This is a genomic window from Hyalangium minutum, from assembly GCF_000737315.1.
In the GTDB taxonomy this organism is placed as follows: Bacteria; Myxococcota; Myxococcia; order Myxococcales; family Myxococcaceae; genus Hyalangium; species Hyalangium minutum.
The window spans coordinates 196,497-219,521 of record NZ_JMCB01000006.1; the positions used below are offsets into that span (position 1 = coordinate 196,497).

Consider the following 23,025-nt stretch of genomic DNA (forward strand, 5'->3'; position numbering starts at 1 on the left):
ACCTCCTCAGCGGTGCGCGTGCTGAGTCTCCGTGTAGTGCTGGAGCTGGTGGCGGACCGCCTCGAAGGCGTCATTCACCGCCTGATACGGGTCCTCGTGCTCACGGCGCTCGGCGTGCTCGCGCCCGGCGAAGAGCTCCTTGCCCGGCACGTGCAGATCGACGCGCACGTGGAAGCGGTTGCCCTGGCGCTGGTGCTTGTGCGGCTGCTCCACCACGACGTGGCAGCCGACGATGCGATCGCAGAACTGCTCCAGCTTCTCCGCCTCACCCCGGATGTACTCGGCCATGGCCTCGCTCGTGTCCATCCCCCGGAAGGTGATCTGCAGCGGTCGGTTCATCTGTCGCCTCGGTAAAGGCCCCGTGGGCCGGTTCACCCTCTCTCCATTGCATTCCCAGGGCCAGCACGCTCCCAGGCGATTCAAGGGGTTACGCGCCCCCCGGACGCAGGCTTTGCGGCAAATCGCCTCACGGCCGCAGCGGCTGCGGGGCGTTCTGACACTCCTGCACGGACAGAGGGGCGCGCCTCACCGCCCGTCCACCGGCCGAGCGGCCCGCGAGGGGTTGCGCCAGCGTGCCTACCTTGTCCATCGGAGCCCTCCTGGCTCCCGAGGAGGCGGAATGATTCGGTTTGGCCCCGCGGGGTGGACATATAAGGACTGGGAGGGGGTGGTGTACCCCAAGCCCAAGCCGAAGGGGTTCGATCCGCTGGAGGCCATGGCGTCGCTGTTCGACACCATCGAGCTCAACACCTCCTTCTATGCGCCCATGACGCCGCACAACGCGCACCTGTGGCTGGAGCGCACGGCGTTCAACCCGGACTTCCGCTTCACGGCGAAGCTGTGGCGGCGCTTCACCCACGAGCGCTCCGAGCCCTGGACGGCGGAGGAGGTGCGGTGGACGCGGGTGGGGCTGGGCATCCTGGAGAAGGCCGGCCGGCTGGGGGCCGTGCTGGTGCAGTTCCCCTGGTCCTTCCGCAACGTGCCGGAGAACCGGGACCATGTGGACGCCATCGTCTCGGCGTTCGAGGGCTTCCCGCTGGTGCTGGAGGTGCGGCACGCCTCGTGGAACGAGCCCTCGTACTACGCGGAGCTGGTGGAGCGGGGGCTGGGCTTCGTGAACATTGATCAGCCGCTCTTCAAGGACTCCATTGCCCCGAGCGCGCGGGCCACGGCGTCCGTGGGCTACGTGCGCGTGCACGGCCGCAACTACAAGGAGTGGTTCCGGCAGAAGGGCTCGGCGTACGACCGGTATGACTACCTGTACTCCGCGCGAGAGCTGGAGCCCTGGGCGGCGCGGACGAAGGAGGTCGCCTCGCACCCGCGCACGGAGGACGTGTACGTCATCACCAACAACCACGCGCGGGGCAAGGGCGTGACGAACGCGCTGATGTTGAAGGCGATGGTGACGGGCGAGCAGGTGGAGGCCCCCGCGACGCTGCTGCGCGAGTACCCCGAGCACCTGGCCCCATACGCCCGCCCGGTGGACCTGGCGGCCCGGGAGTGGGGGGCCCCGGGACTCTTGGGGGAAAGGTGACGTAGGGGGAATTGCATGTCTCCAGGCAAGCCGCTTCAATCCGCACCGGGATGCGTAAGGAGCCATGACCCGCCCGTGAACACAGCCCGTATCGAAGTCCTGGGGAACGCCATCCTCTCCGCGATGGAGGCGATGAAGATCGCTCCCGAGCGCGCTCAGCGCATCTTCGCGGAGCACGGCATCACCCAGCCGGAGAAAGACGCGTGGTACCCCGTGGACAGCGTGCTGCGGGCGTACCGGGACATCTTGAAACAGATCGGCCCGAACACCATGAAGGCGGTGGGGCGCAACATCCCCAAGAACGCGGAGTTCCCCCGAGGCCTCACCACGGTGGAGCAAGCGCTGAAGTCCCTGAACACGGCCTACCGGATGAACCACCGGGGTCCGGGCGGCATCGGCGGCTACCACTACGAGTCCACGAGCGCGAGGGCGGGGCAGGTCACCTGCGACAACCCGTATCCGTGCCCGGTGGACGAGGGGCTGGTGGAGGCCATCGCCGAGCGCTTCAAGCCCAAGGACGCCTTCTTCATCCGCCTGCATCATGATCCGGCGACGTGCCGGGGCCGTGGGGACGCCGCCTGCGTCTACCACGTGGCGTGGTAAGGGAACGGCGGATGCCGCAACGCTTTCAGTTGGAGAAGTTCGAGGTGCAGGGCCAGGCCATCATGTCGGTGGTCGCGGCCATGGCCCTCATCCAACACCGAGCGCTGAAGATCCTCGCGGATCGCGGCATCACCCCGCTGGAGAAGGACCGCTGGTATCCGCTGGATCGGCTCATGGAGGTCTTCAAGACCATCAGCACGGAGATTGGTCCCAACACGGTGAAGGCGGTGGGGCGGAAGATTCCGGAGAACGCGCAGTTCCCTCCGAACCTCAAGACCATCGAGGAAGGCTTCCGCTCCATCGACGTGGCCTACCAGATGTGCCACCGAGGCCCAGGGAACGTGGGGGGCTACCACTACGCGCCGACGGGCAGCCGCACGGCTCGGATGGTCTGCGACAACCCGTATCCGTGCGGCCTGGACGAGGGGCTGCTGGAGGCCATCGGAGAGCGCTTCCGGCCCATCGACTCGCTCTGGGTGCGGGTGGAGCACCCACCCGGCCCCTGCCGGAAAAAGGGTGCGGCCTCCTGCACCTACAACCTGTCCTGGTAGCTGCGCGCTGCGCGAGCGGTCCCCCCTCCCAGCACCCCGAGCGCCACGAGCGCAAAGCCACCTCCCACGAGGCACACGCCCGTCCAGCCGAAGCGCACCCACGCCGAGGTGCCCAGCCAGGCGCCAGCGGCTCCTCCCACGAAGTAGGTCACCATGTAGACGGTGTTGAGCCGGCTGCGCGCCTCGGGGCGTAAGGAGTAGACGCGCGTCTGGTTCGAGATGTGGTTGGACTGGGCTCCCAGGTCCAGGAGGATGACGCCCAGCGCGATGCCCCACAGCCATTGCCCAAGCAGCGCCAGCACGACGAAGGAGGCCAGCAGCACGCCAATGGCCAGCGCGTTGATCTTCCGGTCCCCTCGGACGTCCGCGTAGCGCCCCACGAGCGGCGCCGCGGCCGCTCCCACGACTCCCACCGCGCCGAAGAGGCCCGCTGTCTGAGGACCGTAGTGCTCGGGCAGGCTCTGGAGGTAGAGGGCCAGCGTGGCCCAGAAGGCTCCGAACGAGCCGAAGGTGAGCGCTCCCAGCAGCGAGTGGAGCCGCAGCACGGGCTCCTCGCGCACCAGTCCTCCGATCGATCGCAGCAGTGCACCGTAGGGCATGGCCGCCACGGCCTCCTGAGACGGAAGGGCCAGCCGCAGGACTCCCGCCATCACCAGCATCAGTCCAGCGCCGATCCAGAACATCGCTCGCCAGCCCAGGTGCGTGCCGATGAAGCCCGCCGCCGTGCGCGACAGGAGGATGCCAATGAGCAGCCCGCTCATCACCGTGCCCACCACCCGCCCGCGCTCGGCCGGCGGGGCCAGATGCGCGGCGAAGGGCACCAGGAGCTGAGGGACGACGGTGGTGATGCCCACGGCGAAGCTCGCCGCCACCATCCACGCCAGGCTCGGCGCGAGCGCTGCGCCCATCAAGGCCAGGCTCACCAGCACCGTCATGGTGACGATGACGCGCCGCCGCTCGAGGCTGTCTCCCAAGGGGACGATGAGCAGCATGCCCGCCGCGTAGCCCACCTGTGTCATCGTCGGAACCCAGCCGAGCGCACTGCCCATCGCGCCCAGCTCCCGCCCGATGTCTCCCAGCAGGGGCTGGTTGTAATAGAGGTTGGCCGCCGCCATCCCCGAGGCTCCCGCCATCAGCCACACCAGGCCGGAGCTCAAATGCCCCGGCTGTCCTTCTGATTCGCCCATCTCGACCGAGCCCCCTGCTTCCTGTTCTCGCGGGACTGTCCCTCAACGCTATGACGAAAGCATGACGGAAAGATGGCGGACGCCCGGAGATCACCGCTGGCGGACTTCATACCCTGCACGTTGGGAGGAGCCCACCGATGGTCCCATTCGGCACCGGACAGCAGAAGAGAGGCGCCATCCATCCCAGCCTCGAGGCGGGAGGAGCGTGGCTCGGTTGCATGGGGATCTTCACAGGCCTGCTGTGGTTGTCATCGCAGCTACCCGCACGGCCCTCGGCGGCGGAGGAGAAACCACCGGAGCGCCCTCTCGCTGTGGCTCCTGTGCCTCCTCCCCTGCCCGAAGAGAAGGCCGAGCCCTTTGGGACGGACCTCGTGCTGAACCCCGCGCGCATGGGCGATGAACTCAGTTGCTCCGGCCCCAACGAGGACGTGATCCCCTTTGGCGTGGGCATGACGCGGCCGGAGTTCCTCTCCGGACCTGCGCTCGTACACACGCCCGAGGCACGCGAGGCCCACGTTCAGGGCCTCATCATCGCCAAGTGCACCGTGACCTGCCGGGGTGAAGTCCGCGGCTGCCGCATCATCAAGCCGCTACCTTATATGGAGCAGGCCGCGCTCGACGTGCTCCAGAGCCGCCGCTACAAGCCCACGCGCTACCTGGGCAGGCCCGTCACCGTCTCCTATTTCTTCGGGCTCCGCGTCGAGCCTCCGGTGGACCCGCCCCCCTCTCCATAGATAGCACTCGGATGCCGCACTCCCGCCAAGCGCCCTACTCGGCCCGCAGCGTGAGGCCCGGATCCACCTTGGCCGCCCGGCGCGCGGGCAACCACGCCGCCACCAGGCCCACCGTGCCCAGCAGCGCCGCGCACCCCAGCAGCGTGGGGATGTCCGCCGGAGTCACTCCATAGAGGAGACTGCGCGCCACCTGCGCCAGCCCCACCGCCGCCGGGAGCCCCACCAGCAACGCAATCCCCAACATCCGCCCCACCGAGCCCACCACGAGCCGCACCAGGTTGCGCTCCGTCGCTCCCAATGCCCTGCGGATCGACAACTCGCGCGTGCGCTGGGTGATGCCGTAGGACACCACGCCCCAGATGCCCAGCGCCGCCAGCACCAGCGCCAGCCCCGAGAGCGCGGACAGCAGCGCCAGCAACAGCTCATGGCGCTGCCGGCTCCTCGCCACCAGCGAGCCAAGCTGCTCCAGCGCGGGCACCGGCAGCTCGGAGTCCACGCCGTGCACCGCCTCGCGCACCTGCGCCAGCGTGGGCGCGGGCGTGCCTCGCATGAGCAAGTACAGCTGCGGCGGCCCCACCTGCGCCACGGGCCAATAGAACGCCGGAGCCGGAGCCGCCGTCAGCTCGCGGTGGCGCACGTCCCCCACCACGCCCACCACCGTCCACCACGTCTCACGGTCGATGGTGAAGCGGCTGCCCAGGGGCTCCCGTCCCGCGAGGAAGCTCCGCACGAAGGCCTCGTTGACCACCGCCACCGGAGCACTCCCCCAGGCGTCCGTCGAAGCCAGGAGCCTGCCCGTCTTCAGCGGCACGCCCAGGGCCTCAAAGGCGCCAGGGCTGACCACGCGGTGCTCGGCGCTGCGAGGCACTCCCGTGGCATCCGTCCCCTCCACCGTGACAGTCGACGAGGTGGTGGAGCCCCCCAGGTGCAGCTCCCGCTGCACCCCCACCGACTGAACCCCCGGGAGCGCCGCAACGGCCTCCTCCAACCGGTGGGCGGCGCGAATGCGCGAGGCCTCGTCCGGGTAGCGCTGGGCCGGCAGTTGCACCGCCGCGGACACCACGCCCTCGGCGTGGAAGCCCAGATCCACGGAGGAGAGGTGCGCGAGCGTCCGCACCAGCAGCCCCGCCCCCGTGAGCAGCACGAGCGCCAGGGTGAGCTGCACCACCACGAGCCCCGAGCGCAGCGGGTGGCGAGCCCCCGTGCTGCCGTGGCCGCCGCCCAGCAGCGGCAGGAGCGAGGCCCTCGAGGAGTCCAGCGCTCGCACCAACCCCAGGAGCACCGCCACGGCGCCACAGAGTCCCGCTGTGAAGAGCAGCACGGGCAGGTGGAGCGTGGGCGGGGCCAGGTTCCGCAGCGCCGTGGGCAGCAGCGCCGAGAGCGCATCGGTCCCCCACAGCGCCAGGAGCAGTCCCACCACGCCGCCCAGCAGCGACAGCAGGAGACTCTCGGCGAGCGCCTCGCTCACGCGGCGGCCCACGCTGGCCCCCAGCGCGGTGCGGATGGCGCCCTCCCGCCGGCGGTGCATCGCACGCGCCAGCATCAGGTTGGCCACGTTGGCGCAGGCAATGAGGAGCACGAAGGCCGCGGCGCCCCACAGCGCGAACACCACGCCCCGCGCCCGCCCCGTCACATCCTCCTGCCAGGCCAGAGCGTGCACCGTGTGCGCCGACTCCGTGGCGTCACTGGACTCGCGGGTGCCTCGCAGCATGGCACTGCGGCGGAGGGCCGCCTGGCGCGCGGACTCCATCGGCACGCCGGGCTTCAGCCGTCCCATCACCGACAGCATGTGGTTGCCTTGGGCCTCCGAGGAGGTGTCCAGGTGGAGGGGCAACCAGACCTCCACTTCGCGCGAGGAGTCCCCCAGCGCAAAGCCCGGCGGCAGCACCCCCGCGACCCGCACGCTGGTGCCATCCAGCCAGAGCGTCTGATCCGCTGCCGCAGCCGCGGAGGTGAACACCCGCGTGGCCAGCCCGTTCGAGATGAGGGCGGAGGACGCCGCCCCTGGGAGCGCATCCTCGGGCGTGAAGGCACGGCCTGCGGCAGGCGCCACGCCCACGACGGAGAGGAAGTTCGGGGTGATGCGGGCCGCCAGGAGGCGCTCGGGCAGCTCGCCACCCGTGCGGTTGACGAAGGTGTAGTGGAAGCTCATCACCCCACTGAAGGCCTGCGCCTCCTCGGCCCAAGCCGCAGCCTCGGGCTGGGAGACACTGCCGACTCCCCCCGAGGGCTGGTTGCAGTACAGCCGCACCAAGTCCCCGCTCTGGGGAAAGGGCAGCGGGCGCAGCACCAGCGCATGCACCATGCTGAAGATGACGGTGTTGGCCCCCAGCGCCAGCCCCAGCGTGAGCACCACGGCGAGGGTAAAGCTGGGGGTGCGGCGCAGACCGCGCCAGGCGAACCGGGCGTCTCTGAGGAAAACTTCCATAGGGGCGACAGCCTCCGGAGCCCCCATCAAAGCAGGTTCCGCGCCAACCCCGCCGGGAGCCTCCCCCCTGCGAGCCGCCGAAGGGCCTCGCCTCAGACGAGCGGAGGCTGTCCGGTGCTGGGACGGCCCGTCCCGAATGCGGACACCGGGTGTGAATCCACCGGGGACTCCCGGTACGAGCGGAGCTGACCGAAGAACCCGTTCGCCAGCGCATCCCTCCGGGCCAAGAGCCGCCGCTTCACCTCACGGAGCTCCTGCAGGGCCTCCCGGTGCTCCATCGAGAGCCAGGACAAGGACGAGGGCCGGGAGAACAGCTCATCCAGGCGCCGCTCGAACGTCTCGGCCTTCTCCACGAGCTGCCCCGACACCATGTCCGCGTAGCTCGCGTATCCCCGCCGGATGACCAGATCCAGGGTGAGCACGCCCGCGCCCCAGCACAGGCGGGTGTACGCGGTCCAGAGCCCCACCTGCTTCCGCATGACGTCACTCTGCGACAGGAGCGCCTCGGCGACCGCGATCAACTGCACGACGCTCCGGTACAGCTCCGTCCACAGGCCCGTGGCACGCTCCGCCTCCCGCGCGGCGAAGTGCATCTTCACCAGCTGGACGGCGGAGAGCAGCTGTCCCAGCAGCAGCATGTCCAGCGGGGCGGCCGTCACCGGCCTCTGCACGGACCGCTGGACGATCTCCTGAGACAGGGCCCGGAGCTGGCTCTCGGCGCTGAGCATGCGCGAGTCCAGGGCCTCGTGGAGCACGAGAGGAACCAGGGGCCGCAGGCACTCGGCCAGGGTGTCCTGATCCACGCGGGCCTCGCGGATCAACTGGATGATACGTCCTGTCTTGCCGTCTCGAATGACTCCGCCTTCCAGGTAGAGCTGGCCAGCCTCGATACCCTGCTGGACTTCCTGAGCGATCCCCCACTTCGCTTCCATGACGGGCATGTCTCGCGCCTCCCACGGCTCGAATACCCGACTCGGAGGCGAGGCACCGCTGGCCACGGCCGGGCCTCGGCGGGAAACGTCCAGAACCCGGTGACTGGAGCGGTAGCCACGCGCGCTCGCTTGCACTGGTGAACGGTCGCCCGCTGCACGGCACCGCCCCCTCAAAGTCTCATGATTTGAGCAACAAACCCTCGGGCCGCAGGCCGGTGGGGTGATTGTCGCTCAGAGGAGGTACGCTTGCGTGCATGGATGACCAGCGCCACCACGACGCACGGACCCCACGCGGGAGCACGGACTCTGGCCTCTCTCGCCGGGAAGTCCTCGCCGCGGGGCTCGGCAGTGCCCTCCTCCTGGGTGCCGGCCCCGCCCAGTCTCCCTCCCAGGGCTCCGCCTCGGGCCCGGCCTCCGACGAGAAGCCCGCGATGATCACCCGCCCCATCCCTCGCACCGGCGAGCAACTGCCCGTCATCGGGCTCGGCACGTGGCAGACGTTCAACGTGGGCACGGACGCCAAGGAGCGCGCCCCGCTCAAGGACGTGCTCAAGCGCTTCCTCGAGCGCGGCGGCCGCGTCATCGACTCCTCGCCCATGTATGACCGCGCCGAGCTCGTCGTGGGTGACTTGCTCACGGAGCAGGGCCAGCAGCGCGCGCCCTTCCTCGCCTCGAAGGTGTGGACCATGGGCAAGACCGAGGGCGAGCAGCAGATGCGCACCTCCATCCAGCGCATGGGCCGCGGGCGCATGGACCTGATGCAGGTGCACAACCTGGTGGACGTGAAGACGCACCTGGCCACCCTGCGCGAGTGGCAGGAGGCCGGCCGCATCCGCTACGTCGGCGTCACCCACTACCAGCCCTCGTCCTTCGACACGCTGGAGAAACTCGTCCGCCAGGAGGCCATCGACTTCGTGCAGCTGCCCTACTCCATCGTCCAGCGCGAGGTGGAGAACCGGCTGCTGCCCGCCTGTGCCGAGCGCGGTGTGGCGGTGCTCGTCATGAGCCCCTTCGAGCAGGGCGGCCTCTTCGAGAAGGTACGCGGCAAGCCGCTGCCGCCGTGGGCCGCGGACTTCGACTGCTCCAGCTGGGCGCAGTACTTCCTCAAGTTCATCCTCGGCCACCCCGCGGTGACGTGCCCTATCCCCGCCACCAGCAACCCCAAGCACCTCGAGGACAACCTCAAGGCCGGCTTCGGCCGTCTGCCCGACGAGAAGACCCGCGCCAAGATGGTGAAGCACCTGGGCCTCTGAGCGCTCGCCCTCCCGCCTGCACTCCTGGGAGACGGGCTCTCACCCTGGGTGTCCTCTCCACGCACCGCTGCTTACCCTGAGCGCGGGAGGCATGCATGGCCAAGAAGAAGGCGGAGAAGAAGGACGGAAGCCAGAAGGACGCCATCACCCACCTCGGCGAGCTCATTCACGGCATCAAGGTGGCGATGATGACGACGGTGGAGAGCGACGGCAGCCTGCGCAGCCGTCCCATGTGGACGCATGACCGGGACTTCGATGGGGAGCTGTGGTTCTTCACCCGCGAGCACTCGGCCAAGGTGGGTGAGGTGGAGCATGACCACCACGTGAACCTCTCCTACGCCGAGCCCGGCAAGGACCACTTCGTCTCCGTCAGTGGGCGCTGCCGCCTGGTGCTCGACAAGGAGAAGGCCCGCGAGCTGTGGAACCCCTCCTTGAAAGCCTGGTTCCCGGACGGCCTGGAGGACCCGGAGCTTGCGCTGCTCTGCGTCAAGGTGGAGAAGGCCGAGTACTGGGACACGGCCGACAGCCGCATGGTGCAGCTGATCGGCTTCGTGAAATCCGTCCTCACTGGCGAGCCGTACAAGCCCGGCGAGAACGAGAAGGTGCAACTGGGCTCGGAGGATGCGGGCCTCAACGTGCACTGAGCGGCCCCTTCCGGACTGAGACACAGGGGCTCTGCTGTTTCACACCCACCCGGCGCACCGAGCGCCCGGTGGGTGCGTCTTTTGTCGCACCCGGGTTTTACTCAAGGGAGCAAGCGCGCTGGCTTCTTCCTCGGGGGCCGCCCTCTGAGCATTTCAGTGAAATCGTGGTAACGGAGCGGCGTTGAACTTCAAAACGCTTTAGAGTATCAACCATCCGCATCCGAGAGTTTCCCCCTTCCGGGGGACCGTGCCAGGCCGGGGCCAGCCGCATCCGCGGACTTGAGGGGCGTCACGAGGGCGGGACTCAGCCCGCAGCCTCGAAGGAACCTACATATGACTACGAAGGGAAGGTCTGTCTCCAAGCCTGAGGGGAAGCTGGCGGTGTTGCTGCCGGGCCTCGGGGCGGTCTCCACGACGCTGATCGCTGGCGTCGAGATGATCAAGCAGGGCAAGGGCGCTCCGGTGGGTTCGCTCACGCAGATGGGCACTGCCCGCCTTGGGAAGCGGACCGAGGGCCGCACCGTCAAGATTCAGGACCTGGTGCCCCTGACGAACCTCAATGACGTCGTGTTCGGCGCGTGGGACATCATCAGCGAGAACGCGGCGCAGGTGATTGAGCGCTCGGACGTGCTGAGCAAGGAGCACCAGGCGCTGGTGCGTCCGGCGATGGAGAAGATCGTCCCGAAGAAGGGCGTGCACAACCCCGAGTTCGTGCGCCGCATCGCTGCCAACCACGTCAAGGACACCAAGACGCACCGCGAGAGCATCGAGGCGCTGCGCCAGGACATCCGCGACTTCAAGAAGGAGCTGGGTGCCAAGCGCGCGGTGATGATCGTCACCTCGTCCGTGGAGACGTACACGGGCTCGCCGGCGGCCACGCACTCGCTGGCGGCGCTGGAGAAGGCGCTGGACGCGAACGACTCGTCCATCAACCCCACGATGCTGTACGCGTATGCGGCCATCAAGGAGGGCGTGCCCTTCGCCAACGCGACGCCGAACGCCTCGGTGGACACCCCGGCGCTGCAGGAGCTGGCGCGCCAGGAGAACGTGCCGGTGGCGGGGCGTGACCTGAAGAGCGGCCAGACGATGATGAAGACGGTCATCGCTCCGGCGCTGAAGGCGCGCATGCTGGGCCTGCAGGGCTGGTTCTCCACCAACATCCTCGGCAACCGCGACGGCGAGGTGCTGGATGATCCGCAGGCCTTCAAGGCGAAGGAAGTGACCAAGTCGGGCGTGCTGGACACCATCCTCCAGCCGGAGCTGTACCCCGAGCTCTACGGCAAGGTGAGCCACAAGGTCTCCATCCACTACTACCCTCCGCGTGGCGACGCGAAGGAGGGATGGGACAACATCGACATCTTCGGCTGGCTGAACTACCCCATGCAGCTGAAGATCAACTTCCTGTGCCGCGACTCCATCCTGGCCGCGCCGCTGGTGCTGGACATTGCCCTGTTCATGGACCTGGCCAAGCGCCTGGAGTGGAAGGGCATCCAGGAGTGGATGAGCTTCTACTTCAAGAGCCCCATGGCGCTCGAGGGCCTGCAGGTCGAGCACGACCTGTTCATCCAGACGACCAAGCTGAAGAACACGCTGCGTGCGATCGCGGGCGAAGAGCCCATCACCCACCTCGGCCTCGACTACTACGGGGATGACCTCCCGCTCTGACGCCAAGACCGGGTCGAAGACGTTCACGTGGCTCGTCACCCTCGCGGCGGCGGGCCACCTCGTCTTCGTCACCGCGATGGGGAGGCTGCGGTGGGAGCACGCCGCGGCCGACCTGTTGCTTGCGGGGCTGGCTTGGGCCGGCCCCGCGCCGCGGCGTTTTCTCCAAGGCGGCTTCCCGCTGTGGCTCACCGGCATGCTGCTGGACAACCAGTGGCTGTGGCTGGGCCTGCGCGGCCGCGTCCACACCGGGGACTTGTGGGAGCTGGAGCGTGTGCTCTTCCCGTGCCCGGACGGCACCACCTGGCCTGCGTACTTCGCCACGCGCACCCACGCGGTGCTCGATTTCTTCTGCGGCTTCTCCTACGCGGCCTACCTCTACGAAGTCTTCGGACTGGCGCTGTTGTTCTTCTTCCGCAAGCACCCGCGCTTCGCGACCATGTGCTGGGCCTTCTGCCTGCTGAACGCCATGGGCGTGGTGACGTACATGCTCTACCCCGCGGCGCCTCCCTGGTACGTGATGGCGTACGGCCCCGGTCCCGCGGACCTCACGGCTCCACCGAGCCCCGCCGGCACCGCGCGCTTCGACGCGCTGATGGGCATCAGCTACTTCGCGAAGTTCTACGCCCGCAACCCCAATGTCTTCGGGGCCATGCCCTCGCTGCACGCCGCCTACCCGACCCTGGTCGTCTGGCAGTCGTGGGGGTTGGGCCGGAGCTGGCGCGTGGGCACCATTGCATTCGCCGCACTGGTGGCGTTCTCCGCCATCTACCTGCAACACCACTACATCTTGGACGTCGTGGCGGGAGTGGTTGCCGCTCTGGCCGCCTGCTGGATTGTTGAGTACGCCCTCGTCCGGCGTGAATCTCCAGCTTCCGCGACCGTCCCCGTCATGCCTGGAGGCGACAGCCGTGCTTGAAACCCTGATGGCCTGGATCATGGGAGACCTCTCCCCTTCCGCGCGAATCTGGACGGCGCTCGGCCCGGCGCTGCTCGCGTGTGCCTACTTCATCCTGGGGCTCGTGGCGTTCTGCGTGCGCGTGGCCATCAAGGGCGTGCCGCAGGATGAGGAGACGCTCAAGCGCGGCAGCACCATCCTGGTGGGCATGTTCCTGCGCCACTACTTCTTCTGGGTCACCCAGCCCCTGTGGAAAGTGATTTACCGCTCGGGGCTGCCGGCCAACGCGCTGTCCATGCTGTCGGGCCTGCTGGGCGTGTCCTCGGGCGTGGCGGTGGCGGCGGGGCGCTTCACGCTGGGCGGCTGGCTCTTCCTGGCCTCCGGCATTCTGGACGTGATGGACGGGCGCATCGCCCGCATCCGCAAGCAGGCCAACCCGGCCGGCGCGGCGCTGGACTCGGTGCTGGACCGGTACGTGGACTCGGCCATGCTGATGGGCCTGGCCTGGTACTACCGGGACAACTGGGTGCTGCTGCCGGTGCTGGTGGCGTTCCTGGGCACCTCGCTGGTGCCGTACGTGCGCGCCCGCGGCGAGGGCCTGGGCATCAACATCCGCGGCGGCGCCATGCAGCGCCTGGAGCGGGTGCTCTTCCTGGGCGTGGGCGTGGCGCTGGCGCCCATCTTCGAGGCCATCTGGTTCCCCGAGCAGAAGCACCCCATGCACTGGCTGGCGGTGGTGGGCATCGTCTTCGTGGCCATCATGAGCAACGTGACGGCGTTCTCGCGGTTCCGGGCGCTCGTCAACGCGCTGGCGCCGCCTCCTCCTACGAGCCGCAAGCGCTCGGGGCTGGCAATCCTGGGCCTCAACGCGCTGGCGGGCGCGGTGGCCACGGGCGTGGACTTCGTGTCCGTGCTGGGAATGGTGGAGAAGCTGAGCTTCACGCCCGTCATCGCCACGGCGCTGGGGTGCGTGCTGGGTGGGGTGGTGAACTACTCGATGAACCGGCTGCTGACATTCCGCAGCCAGAGCGCGGTGGCGCCGCAGCTTGCCCGTTATACGTTGGTGAGCGCGACAAGCGCGCTGCTCAACGCGGGGGGTGTGGCGTTGCTCACGCTGCACCCGCAATTGGCGTACACGCTGGGATGGTGGTTGGCTCGAGGGGCGGTGTACTTCGCGTGGAACCTCCCCCTCCAGCGGGACTACGTCTTCAATGACCCGCCGGAGGCGCTCATGGAGCGCCCTCATGCGGCATGACAAACTGTCTCTGCTAAGCCTGCTGGCCGTGCTCGCCCTGCCCTCGCTGGCGGGCGCGAGCGCCGTGCTGGAGCCGCTGCCCTCCTCGAACGACAACTACGGGGAGAGCTTCACCTTCATGGTGGACCTGGAGGACGGCACCTTCGTCTTCACCCAGTTCTCCATCACCAACCTGGGGCCGGGCTCGCGCCACGGCATCTGCCGGGCCACGGTGGTGCGCCCGGGGCAGAAGACTTGGTCGCCTCAGGTGAAGGTGAGCTCGGACGAGTGGGGCTACGACGCGGCCACCTCCACGCTGAAGATGGGGCCCTGCACGCTGCACGCTGGCACGGGCACTTTCCTGTCGCTGCCGCTGGACAACGGGCTGGTGAACATCACCTTCAGTGATCCGCCCTCGCCCAAGTCTCCTCCGGGCTCGGAGGTGGTAGTAGGCACCACGCGCTACCGCCACGAGGTGCTGCTGCCCTTCAGCGCGGCGAAGGTGGGTCTGCGGCTGCCGGGCTCCAACGCGCTGCTGGAGCTGTCCGGCGTGGGCTATGCGGACCACTCGCACTCCACGGTGGCTCCGGCGAAGCTGGCGCGCAGCTGGGTGCGCTTCCGGGCGCTGCGCTCGGGCGGCTCCAACCTGCTGCTGCTGGCGCGCGAGGGCTTCGACGGAGGCTTCACCCCGGCCTACGTGTGGCCCGCGGGCGGTGAGCCGCAGGTGCTGCAGCGCTTCGAGCTGCGCCGCCAGCCGGGTGACTCGAAGAAGGCGGGCTGGGAGGCGGACCTGAGCGGCGCGGGGGGTGCGCTCTCACTGAAGGCCACCTCGCTGATGCTGCGCACCGCGCCGGTGCAGGACCTGGGAATCTTGGGCAGCCTGGTGCGGCCGGTGGTGGGCTCGCCGGTGACATACCTCATGCGGGCGGTGCTGCAGCGCCCGGGGCAGCCAGACGTGCACGGGCTGATGGAAGTCACGCTGGATGAGGGGTGAGGAGAGGGGTATGGCGTCGGCGGACAGAGGTGCGCCGTGAACGTCTCGTTGCTACGAGAAGTGCACCACGTGCCGGGCGTGCGAGGGTGGGTGCGCAAGCAGGTGCTGCGCTCGGTGGCGCGCGTGGTGGAGTGGACGACGAAGCTCCCAGGGCGTGGAATGAACGTCTCCCAGGTGAACGACTGGCTGTGGGTGGGCGGCTCGGTGTCCCGCTCGCAGTACGCGGCGCTGAAGGCCCAGGGCATCACCGCGGTCATTGATTTGCGCGCCGAGCGCGTGGACGACGCGGCGGCGCTGGCGGCGCTCGGCATCGAGCTGCTGCACCTGCCGGTGACGGACCGGTATCCGCCGTCCGTGGAGCAGCTGATGAAGGGTGTGGAGTGGGCGCTGCCGCGGCTGAAGGCGGGGGGCAAGCTCTACACGCATTGCGAGCATGGCGTGGGCCGAGGCCCGCTGATGGGGCTGGCGGTGCTGGTGGCGCAGGGGGCCGATGTGAAGGAGGCGTACCGCGCGCTGCGCGAGCGCCGCTGGCAGGCCACCCTGAACGACCGGCAACTGGGAGGGCTCGCGGACTTCACCGTGGCGTGGGAGGCGAGGAAAGCCCCGGAGCGCGTCTCCCTTCCCCCCGCCTCACCGGGAGCCACCGGTACCTGACAGAGACATTCCCCCCCGCATAAAGGTCTGGCTGCGGTCTGAGAGTTCCCTGCTAAAGAGGTCGTGCGTATGAGCCGTTCCTACCTCCGCCATCAATCCGGCCGCATGTTCGAGAACAACTTTCTCGAGGCCTGCTCGAGAGTGCACCCATCGGTGCCGTTCCTCTTCTACATCCCGCTGACGCTGGGCTTGTATGCCTGGTCTCTCTACGGGGGAAAGACGACGCTGGGGTACAGCGCGCTGTTCGTGCCGCTGGGCGTGCTGACGTGGCTTGGCATGGAGTACAGCCTCCACCGCTACTTCTTCCACTGGGAGGGCAACGGTCCGTTCACGCGGCGGGTGCATGAGATTACCCACGGCTACCACCACAAGTACCCGGACGACGCGGACCGGCTGGTGATGCCGCTGGGCGCGAGCATCCCGCTGGCCATCGTGATTGGCGGACTGCTGTGGCTGGTGGGCCAGCCGGTGGCGACGATTCCGTACTTCCTGGGCATCGTCTGGGGCTACCTGGTGTACGACTTCCTCCACTGGTCCACGCACCACCGCACGCCGCGCACGGCGTGGGGCAAGGCGCTGCGCGCGCACCACATGGCGCACCACTTCGCCACGCCGGATCGCAACTTCGGCATCAGCAACATGTGGGTGGACATCCTGGTGGGCAGCGGTGGCCGCCGCCCCAAGCGGACCGAGCAGCCGGAGCAGCCGGAGGGCCAGCGCCCCGAGGTGACCTCCGGCGTGACGGAGTAGCCGAGTTACTGCGTCTCCTTCCCGGCGCGAAGAGGCACCCGAGCCGCTATACTCGGCTCGGCGGCCGGGCCTGATTCCAACATCCGTTCTCTCGGGGAGGACGGTCTCGAATCAGGGGTTTCGATGAGACACCTCTTCGCGGTGCGCTCCTTTCTCTCCGCTCTCGCCTGCGCGCTCCTGTGCTCCTGCGTGACCTCCCGTGGCGCCGCGCCCGAGGAGGAGGACGAGGGTGCGCTGGGGTCCTTCCTGGACTCAGGAGCCTCGGGCCTCGTGTGCGATGGAACGCGGCTGGTAGGGGCCACCTCCTTCTCGCAGACGTGCCTGCCGACGGGGAAGAGCCCTGGCCCCACCGTGTCCGGCCTTGAGCCACTGTCCGCGCCGCTGCGCGAGTGCGTGCTCACGAGCCTCCCGGTGGAGACCGGCGGCGGCACCTCCCCCGAGTGCTTGAAGGGCGCGGCACAGGTGCTCCAAGGCCGACTGCGCCAGCTGGGCTGGCTGGAGGCCGAGGTCCTCCCCGCGACGGGCCGGCCGGACGTGTCCGAGGCCCAGCTGCAGGCCCAGCTCCGGAGCCGCTACCGGGTGGGCGTGATGCGGGTGGAGCACAGCGAGGAGCCCGGCGTCGTGGATCCGGAGAAGATCCTCGTGAAGGCGCGCGCGGCGGTGCCCGAGGGCTCCTGGTACACCTCGGGTGCCCTGGCGGAGATCCACGCCCGCGTCTTTCAGATGAAGAAGTTCCGCTCGGTCTGGGTGTACGGCGGCGAGCCGGATTACCGGAACAAGATCATCCCGGTGATCATCGACGTCTGGGAGAAGCCCCAGAAGCCGCGCAAGGTGAAGATGGCCCGGCCCGAGCGCCCGAGGCCGCGGGACAACTGCCCGAGACGCGACGCCATCTGCCTCAACGGGCAGGACTGCTCCTACGACACGGAGCACCGCTGCACCGTCTGCTTCTGCCGGCCCACCTTCCGCTGAACCGGATGAGGTCCTCCTCCATGCTTCGCTCCCTGCTGCTCGTCTTCATCCACCTCTCGCTGGTGTCTTGTACCGCCAGCGCTCCGAAAGCTTCTCCGTCCTGGTGGCAGAGCCTCGACGACACCGAGGCACCCGTCGAAGACACCGAGGTGTCCTGCCGGGGCATCCGGGCGAGCGATGAACTCGATCGGCTCGCGAACTGCTGGCCCCAAGGCTCGCCTCGGCTCACGCCCATGGATGTGGCGGGGCTCGACGAGATGCGCGTCGAGCTCCGCGAGTGCCTGCTCGCGGACCTGCCAGCACCGGGAATGACAGGAGAGAACCAGGCCCGGTGCCAGCAGGGCCTGGCCGAGGTGCTCGATCAACGGCTCTACCGGCTGGGATGGCTCCGGGCGGAGGTGGCTCCTCCGGGGAACGCGGAGGCGGGAGAGGCCCAAGCCCGGCCGCAGCTCACCGTGAAGCTCGGGCAGCGCTACCGGATTGGCCAGCTCTTCGTGGCCACGGGCCCGAGTCAGCGCGTGAACTCCAAGAAGATCATCAAGCAAGCGCAGAAGGCGATCCCCAAGCCTCGCTGGTGCACCGAGACAGCGCTGGAGGAGATCCACGCCCGGGTGTTCGACACGTCGAAGTTCCAGGAGGTCCGGATCAATCGCGGCGAGCCCGATGAGCGGGCAGGGCGAGTGCCCATCGTCATCGTCATTCAGGAGTAGGGGCAGGCCAGAGCGGAAGCTAGGCTCTGGCCCTCCATGGCCTTCCACTTCGACCGGAACTGCCGGCTGCTGGGCCCGTTCATCGGCCACACCACCGAGACGGAGGCCCGCATCTGGCTGCACGTGGCGGACCTGAAGCCCGGCGAGCGCCGCACGCTCCATGTCACCCTCCATCCGGACCGGCCGAACGCTCGCGCCGTGCAGCGGCTGACGCTCACCGTCTCCGAGGAGGACTGTGGCGTGGGCGTGGTCAACATCTCGGGGCTGGAGCCAGACACGCTCTACGTGTACCGGCTGACGTGGGACGAGGCAGGGCTGGCACCGATTGACCCCGGGGGCCTGGCGCCCGAGGAGCTGTGCTTCCGGACGCTGCCCCGGGCTGGCTTCAACCAGCAGCTCGATTTCCTGGTGATGAGCTGCCACAACCCGGAGACGGCGGTGCGCGATGGGGCGAACGGCTTCGCGGTATGGGAGCAGATGCCGGAGATCATCGCGCACAACAAGAACGTGCGCTTCGCGCTGCTGATGGGCGATCAGATCTACGCGGACGACATCGAGCGGAAAGCGCTGCGAGAGGAAGACCCGCTCAAGCGCGTGAAGCTGTACCTGGGCATCTACCGCAAGTACTGGAGCGACTTGCGCTACCGACGGGTGCTGTGTCGGCTGCCCGCCTATCTGATGTGGGACGACCACGACATCACGGATGGGTGGGGCTCGCGGGAGGACTCCTTCGAGGAGGCGCAGTCGGATGAGTTCAAGCCCTCGTGGAAGGGGATGTTCCAGTCGGCGCGGACGGCGTTCCAGCACATGCAGGCCTCGCGCAACCCGCCGCCGCTGTCGCCGGGGTACCAGGAGGGCTTCGACACATGCTTCCGGGTGGGGCGTGCGGGCTTCGTGCTGCCGGACCTGCGCAGCCACCGCAACGTGCGGCAGGGTCGCATCTGGACAGAGGCGCAGCAGGCCGCGGTGGAGCGGTGGGTGGCGTCGGAGCGGGAGAACCTGGACGTACTGTTCTTCTGCAGCAGCGTCGTGTTCTCGCACGGGCACCACGGGCTGGAGGCGCTGATGCGGAGCGGCTGGCCGTACGTGCTGCAGGCGGTGTCGTGGATGGGCTCCATCCGCTACGCGGGCCTGCGCAGCATGGCGAGCAGCTTCCACAAGAACATCGGAGACCTGCGGGATGATCTGAACGACAGCTGGGGTGCCGAGCCGAACCGGCGAGCCGCGGATCGGATGCTGGACTTCCTGTTCGGCCTGCAGAACCCGCCGAAGGGGCAGCGGCCGCTGAGCGTGGTGGTGCTGGCGGGGGACATCCACACGCCAGGGTACTCGACGCTGTACTCGTCGGATCCAGCGCACCGGGAACGGCCGTCCATTCCGCACGTGGTGGCGTCTCCGGTGTCCTATCAGCCGTTCAGCTGGATGGCGGAGGCGGTGTACCGGCGGCTGACGCGCGTGGTGACGCTGGGGGAGCGAGGCGTGTACAGCGCGCAGGTGAGTCACCACTTCTCGCAGCGCAATGTGGTGGTGACGTCGCTGCGCAACGTGGCGGCGGACGAGTGGCACCTCAAGGTGAAGTTCTACCTGGAGGGCTACCCGGAACCGCGCATCCTGCTGTTCGACTTGCACCGCACCTCGGGCCGCGAGGACATTCCCTGGCCCCAGGCGCGCGAGCCAAGCTTGCTGGGGTGACAAACGCCATGCCCCAGCAGTTGAATCAAGAGGAGCGCCTCATGCGCTGGGCCCGAGAGCGGGAGAGCCTCTTTCTCGCGCTCCAGCGTGCCTCCATTCCAGAGAAGCTCGTCGCGTATAAGCAGCTCGAGAAGCGCATCCTCAAGGAGACGCGAACGGCCCAGGAGCGGCAGGTGATCCAAAGGAGAATCTCCATGGATCTGCTTGTGGCTACCAGTGATGGTTCGTGGAGGGGATTTTCCCCTTACCTGAGGCGAGCGGAGCGGCTCGGCTACGCCTCCATGTTTGATCGGTTGCTGGCTTGCGTCCTGGCAGCCCAGGCGTCCAAGCAATCTCCTGTAGGCAGGACCAAGGCGACCGCGCTCATCACCGACATCGAGCGGCGAACGCGTGGCCGGAAGCTTCATCCGGGAGTCCGTGAGGAGATTGATGGCGCACTGTCACGCGCCCGCCGGATCTTGGGTATCAACACGATCAAGGCTGGCGCGCACAGCTCAGCCTCTCCAACGAGCTTGAGTGCTCGCAAGCGCCGCCCGAGCAAATAACCGGTGCACCCGCGCCTAGCCTGCGGCGGCCATATGGAGGCGCTATGCTCCGCGCGCCATGCCCTCTCCCTTCGCCGAGCACTTCCCCGCCCTGCGCTCGGGCTTCAGCTTCCTCGACAACGCCGCAGGCGCCCAGGTGCCCTCGCACACCATCGAGGCCATCACCCAGTTCCTCTCCCAGGGGAGCTGCAACGTGGGCCAGCCGTACCCAGCCTCCCGCGTTGCCACGGAGATCAAAGCCCAGGCACGCGCTGCCACTGCGGACTTCCTCCACTGCAAGCCCGAGGAGGTCATGCTCGGCACCAGCGCCACCGCGCTCACCTTCCAGCTCGCCCGCGCCTTCTCGCGCATCTTCCAGCCGGGCGATGAGATTGTCGTCTCCGAGCTCGAGCACGAGTCCAACGCCAGCCCGTGGCGCTCGCTCGAGGCGCAAGGTGTCCACATCAAGGTGTGGAAGGCCCGCTGGCCCGCGGGGCAGCTGGAGCCCTCCCAGCTCCGCTCGCTGCTCACGCCACGCACGCGGCTCATTGCCGTGACGGCCGCTTCCAACTCGGTGGGAAGCACTCCGGAGCTCGCCGCTGTCTCGGAGCTGGCTCGAACCGTGGGCGCCTGGGTCATCGTGGATGCCGTGCACTCCAGCCCTCACCACCTGCCAGACGTGCAGCGCTGGGGCGCGGACTTCGCCGTGTTCTCGCCCTATAAGGTCTTCGGCCCCCACCTCGGGTGCATGTACGTGCGCCAGGAGCTGCTGCCCAGGCTGCCAGCGGATCGGCTGTGGTTCATCCCGGAGGACAGCCCTCAGAAGTTCGAGCCCGGCACCGCCAACCACGAGGGCCTCGCAGGCTGGCTCGGCACGTTGCGCTACGTGAGAGAAGTGCTCGGGGACGGAAGTACCGGACGCCAGGGCCTGGAACAAGCCTGGCGCCGCATCGAATCCCTCGAGCGCCCCCTGCTCGAGAACGCCCTGGAGCGCCTGCTGCGTCATCCCCGCGTGACGCTCTATGGTCCCCCCGAACCCCAGGGCCGCGTGGCCACCTTCTGCTTCAACGTGCCGGGCCTCTCTCCCCGGGCCGTAGCCGAGCACCTCGCCCAGAACGGCGTGGCCGTGGCGGCGGGCCACTACTACGCCACCCTGGCCGCGCAGGCGCTCGGCATCATGCCCGAGGGAGCAGTGCGGGCCTCTCTGCTCCACTACAACACCCTCGAGGACATCGACCGTCTCCTCGCAGCCCTGGATACTCTCCCGTAGACACCTGCTTCCAGAAACGAGGCAGGCACTTGGACTCCTGTTTGGGCAGCATGAACTCTCTGCCCCCAAGAGCCGGTTGTGGGTGGCATGCGTTTCTTCTCCGCCTCCCTGCTCTCTGTGCTCGTCGCGGGCACTGTCTCCGCCGCGCCCGCGGTCTGGACTGAAGGCCCGCTCCTCAAAGTGGGTCCCTCGACACCGGCCCAGAACCTCGCGCCCGCTCGCCTCTTGGCGGCTCGCAACGAGTTCGAGTCCTTCCAGATCGTCATCCGCGGGGAGGCCCCCGTCTCCGGCGTTCGCGCGAAGGTCGGCGAACTGACTGGCCCCCATGGCGCGAAGATCCCTCAGTCGAATGTGCGCCTCTACCGCGAGGCGCTCATCAACGTCACCACGCCATCGGGCGCGATCGGCGCCAAGGGGCGCTTTCCGGATGGCCTCATCCCAGATGTGGACGAGGTGGACGGCCAGATGCGCTCCGCTTTCCCCTTCGATATTCCCGCGGGTGAGGCGCACGCCCTCTGGGTGGATGTCCTCGTGCCCCTGGATGCACCGGCCGGCCTCTACACCGGCACCCTCCAGGTCTCCGCGGACGGGCTCGACACCCAGGTCCCCGTGGAGCTCGAGGTCCTCGGCTTCACCCTGCCCTCCACCCCAACGCTCTCGACGGCCTTCCGCGCCTGGCCCGCGTTCGTCTGCCTCGCTCACACGGGCACGGCCGACTGCGGGAGCCCCGAGACGGCCATCGAGCTGCTCTCGAAGTACGCGCGGCTTGCGCTCGATCACCGCATCTCGCTCTCGAACCTCTTCGTCCTGCGCCGCGATCCCCAAGACACCGGAGTGGTGCTCGGCAAGAACGGCGAGGACTGGTCGGGCTTCGATACGGCTTTCAGCCCGCTCCTGAACGGCACCGCGGCGACACAGCTCACCGGCGCGAAGCTCACCGCTGTCGAGTATGGCTGGGAACTCTCCCCCGAGGCGCTCGCGTCCTATGGCCAGCACGCCCGTGACAAGGGCTTTTTGGACCGCGTCTTCGACTACACCGCCGACGAGCCTCCTTATGGAAGCAAGTGGGAGGACATCGCGCCCCGGTCCGCCATCGTCCACGCCGCCGTCCCGGACATGCGCACGCTCGTCACCACGAACGTCAACGCCGCCACCGACAACAAGCTCGCGGACAGCCTCGACATCCTCGTGCCCGTCGTGAACCACATGGATGCACCCTTCGCCCCGTTCGCCGGCAATCAGCGGCCTCGCTACGAGGACTTCACCCGCCGGGGCGGAGAGCTCTGGCTGTACCAGAGCTGCATGAGCCACGGCTGCTCGTTCGGCGGCGCGGAGGAGGGCGCGTCCTGGCCGAGCTACATGGTCGATGTCTCCGCGCCTCGCAACCGCGCCATGCAGTGGGTCGACTTCGCGTACGGCGCGACGGGCGAGCTCTATTACGAGACCGTGCTCGCCTATGACCGTGACCCGTGGGCGGACCAGTTCACCTTCAGCGGCAACGGCGATGGCACGCTGCTCTACCCCGGCAAGCCTTCGAAGATCGGCGGCAGCTCCGAGGTCCCCGTGCCCTCGCTGCGGCTCAAGCACATCCGCGACGGCATCGAGGACTACGAGTACCTGACCCTGCTGGCGAAGCTGGGGGACCGGGCGCTCGCGGAGAAGCTCGCGCGAGAGGTCGTCCCCACGGCCCACCGCATCAGCGAGAACCCGAACGTCATCCTCGAGGCGCGCCGCACCGCAGGCCGCCGGATCGCGGAGCTCAGCGCCCAGGCCGCTCCGGGCTGAGGCCCGGACCTCAT

23 protein-coding genes are annotated in these 23,025 nt (G+C 68.4%); 18 read left to right on the forward strand and 5 right to left on the reverse strand.

Annotated features, from left to right (window positions below; translation table 11 throughout):
- Positions 1-6: 6 nt before the first annotated feature.
- Together hpf and DB31_RS51245 are read right to left on the reverse strand one after the other, a co-directional pair.
- The gene (gene hpf, locus DB31_RS16245; RefSeq protein WP_044188499.1) at positions 7-339 is read right to left on the reverse strand and encodes a ribosome hibernation-promoting factor, HPF/YfiA family; all 333 of its coding nucleotides are present in this window, start codon (positions 337-339) and stop codon (positions 7-9) included.
- 127 nt (positions 340-466) lie between these two features.
- Positions 467-589 (reverse strand): hypothetical protein, encoded by a 123-nt coding sequence (locus DB31_RS51245; protein ID WP_276203624.1) that lies wholly within the window; start codon positions 587-589, stop codon positions 467-469.
- Positions 590-619: 30 nt separating this feature from the next.
- On the opposite strand from DB31_RS51245, the gene DB31_RS16250 reads away from it, so the two are divergent.
- The 3 genes from DB31_RS16250 (at position 620) to DB31_RS16260 (ending at position 2,688) form a co-directional block, all read left to right on the forward strand.
- On the forward strand, positions 620-1,534 hold the full coding sequence (locus DB31_RS16250) for a DUF72 domain-containing protein (RefSeq protein ID WP_044188502.1): 915 nt from the start codon (positions 620-622) through the stop codon (positions 1,532-1,534).
- Positions 1,535-1,609: 75 nt separating this feature from the next.
- Positions 1,610-2,137 carry a hypothetical protein gene (locus DB31_RS16255; RefSeq protein ID WP_240486728.1) on the forward strand — a complete coding sequence of 176 codons (528 nt, stop codon included), beginning with the start codon at positions 1,610-1,612 and terminating at the stop codon, positions 2,135-2,137.
- A gap of 11 nt (positions 2,138-2,148) precedes the next feature.
- Entirely contained in the window at positions 2,149-2,688 is a 540-nt protein-coding gene (locus DB31_RS16260) for a hypothetical protein (protein ID WP_044188505.1), read from the forward strand.
- On the opposite strand, the gene DB31_RS16265 is transcribed toward DB31_RS16260, so the two are convergent.
- Positions 2,670-3,875 (reverse strand): MFS transporter, encoded by a 1,206-nt coding sequence (locus DB31_RS16265; RefSeq protein WP_044188507.1) that lies wholly within the window; start codon positions 3,873-3,875, stop codon positions 2,670-2,672. The two genes, DB31_RS16260 and DB31_RS16265, sit on opposite strands and share 19 nt — an antisense overlap.
- Positions 3,876-4,093: 218 nt before the next feature.
- Here DB31_RS16265 and DB31_RS44840 point away from each other — a divergent pair, with 218 nt between their 5' ends.
- The gene (locus DB31_RS44840; protein ID WP_240486729.1) at positions 4,094-4,609 is read left to right on the forward strand and encodes an energy transducer TonB; all 516 of its coding nucleotides are present in this window, start codon (positions 4,094-4,096) and stop codon (positions 4,607-4,609) included.
- Between the two features lie 34 nt (positions 4,610-4,643).
- Here DB31_RS44840 and DB31_RS16275 read toward each other — a convergent pair whose 3' ends face one another.
- Positions 4,644-7,037 (reverse strand): ABC transporter permease, encoded by a 2,394-nt coding sequence (locus DB31_RS16275; protein WP_044188510.1) that lies wholly within the window; start codon positions 7,035-7,037, stop codon positions 4,644-4,646.
- A gap of 92 nt (positions 7,038-7,129) precedes the next feature.
- Positions 7,130-7,978: a hypothetical protein gene (locus DB31_RS16280; RefSeq protein ID WP_044188513.1), complete on the reverse strand. Its 849-nt coding sequence runs from the start codon at positions 7,976-7,978 to the stop codon at positions 7,130-7,132.
- 245 nt (positions 7,979-8,223) lie between these two features.
- Between DB31_RS16280 and DB31_RS16285 the strand changes: the two genes are divergently transcribed.
- The 14 genes from DB31_RS16285 (at position 8,224) to DB31_RS16350 (ending at position 23,011) form a co-directional block, all read left to right on the forward strand.
- Positions 8,224-9,222, forward strand: coding sequence for an aldo/keto reductase (locus DB31_RS16285; RefSeq protein WP_052420003.1), 999 nt, complete (start codon positions 8,224-8,226; stop codon positions 9,220-9,222).
- A 95-nt stretch (positions 9,223-9,317) separates the two neighbouring features.
- Positions 9,318-9,866 carry a pyridoxamine 5'-phosphate oxidase family protein gene (locus DB31_RS16290; RefSeq protein ID WP_044188515.1) on the forward strand — a complete coding sequence of 183 codons (549 nt, stop codon included), beginning with the start codon at positions 9,318-9,320 and terminating at the stop codon, positions 9,864-9,866.
- 333 nt (positions 9,867-10,199) lie between these two features.
- On the forward strand, positions 10,200-11,531 hold the full coding sequence (locus tag DB31_RS16295) for an inositol-3-phosphate synthase (RefSeq protein ID WP_044188518.1): 1,332 nt from the start codon (positions 10,200-10,202) through the stop codon (positions 11,529-11,531).
- Entirely contained in the window at positions 11,515-12,447 is a 933-nt protein-coding gene (locus DB31_RS16300) for a phosphatase PAP2 family protein (RefSeq protein ID WP_044188520.1), read from the forward strand. The genes DB31_RS16295 and DB31_RS16300 overlap by 17 nt, the downstream gene beginning before the upstream one ends.
- Entirely contained in the window at positions 12,440-13,681 is a 1,242-nt protein-coding gene (locus DB31_RS16305) for a GtrA family protein (protein WP_044188522.1), read from the forward strand. Before DB31_RS16300 ends, DB31_RS16305 begins: the two co-directional genes overlap by 8 nt.
- Positions 13,671-14,654, forward strand: coding sequence for a hypothetical protein (locus DB31_RS16310; RefSeq protein WP_044188524.1), 984 nt, complete (start codon positions 13,671-13,673; stop codon positions 14,652-14,654). Before DB31_RS16305 ends, DB31_RS16310 begins: the two co-directional genes overlap by 11 nt.
- 36 nt (positions 14,655-14,690) lie before the next feature.
- Positions 14,691-15,308, forward strand: coding sequence for a protein-tyrosine phosphatase family protein (locus DB31_RS16315; RefSeq protein WP_044188526.1), 618 nt, complete (start codon positions 14,691-14,693; stop codon positions 15,306-15,308).
- A 69-nt stretch (positions 15,309-15,377) separates the two neighbouring features.
- Complete coding sequence (locus DB31_RS16320; protein ID WP_044188528.1) at positions 15,378-16,058, forward strand: sterol desaturase family protein; 681 nt, start codon at positions 15,378-15,380, stop codon at positions 16,056-16,058.
- Positions 16,059-16,181: 123 nt separating this feature from the next.
- Positions 16,182-17,030 carry a BamA/TamA family outer membrane protein gene (locus tag DB31_RS48820; protein WP_044188530.1) on the forward strand — a complete coding sequence of 283 codons (849 nt, stop codon included), beginning with the start codon at positions 16,182-16,184 and terminating at the stop codon, positions 17,028-17,030.
- A 20-nt stretch (positions 17,031-17,050) separates the two neighbouring features.
- Positions 17,051-17,740, forward strand: a complete 690-nt coding sequence (locus DB31_RS48825; protein ID WP_044188532.1) for a hypothetical protein — start codon at positions 17,051-17,053, stop codon at positions 17,738-17,740.
- A gap of 36 nt (positions 17,741-17,776) precedes the next feature.
- Positions 17,777-19,432 (forward strand): alkaline phosphatase D family protein, encoded by a 1,656-nt coding sequence (locus DB31_RS16335; RefSeq protein ID WP_044188534.1) that lies wholly within the window; start codon positions 17,777-17,779, stop codon positions 19,430-19,432.
- Positions 19,433-19,473: 41 nt separating this feature from the next.
- On the forward strand, positions 19,474-19,977 hold the full coding sequence (locus DB31_RS16340) for a hypothetical protein (protein WP_157232012.1): 504 nt from the start codon (positions 19,474-19,476) through the stop codon (positions 19,975-19,977).
- Positions 19,978-20,035: 58 nt separating this feature from the next.
- Positions 20,036-21,226 carry a cysteine desulfurase-like protein gene (locus DB31_RS16345; protein WP_044188538.1) on the forward strand — a complete coding sequence of 397 codons (1,191 nt, stop codon included), beginning with the start codon at positions 20,036-20,038 and terminating at the stop codon, positions 21,224-21,226.
- A gap of 87 nt (positions 21,227-21,313) precedes the next feature.
- Positions 21,314-23,011: a DUF4091 domain-containing protein gene (locus DB31_RS16350; RefSeq protein ID WP_044189868.1), complete on the forward strand. Its 1,698-nt coding sequence runs from the start codon at positions 21,314-21,316 to the stop codon at positions 23,009-23,011.
- Positions 23,012-23,025 lie beyond the last annotated feature (14 nt).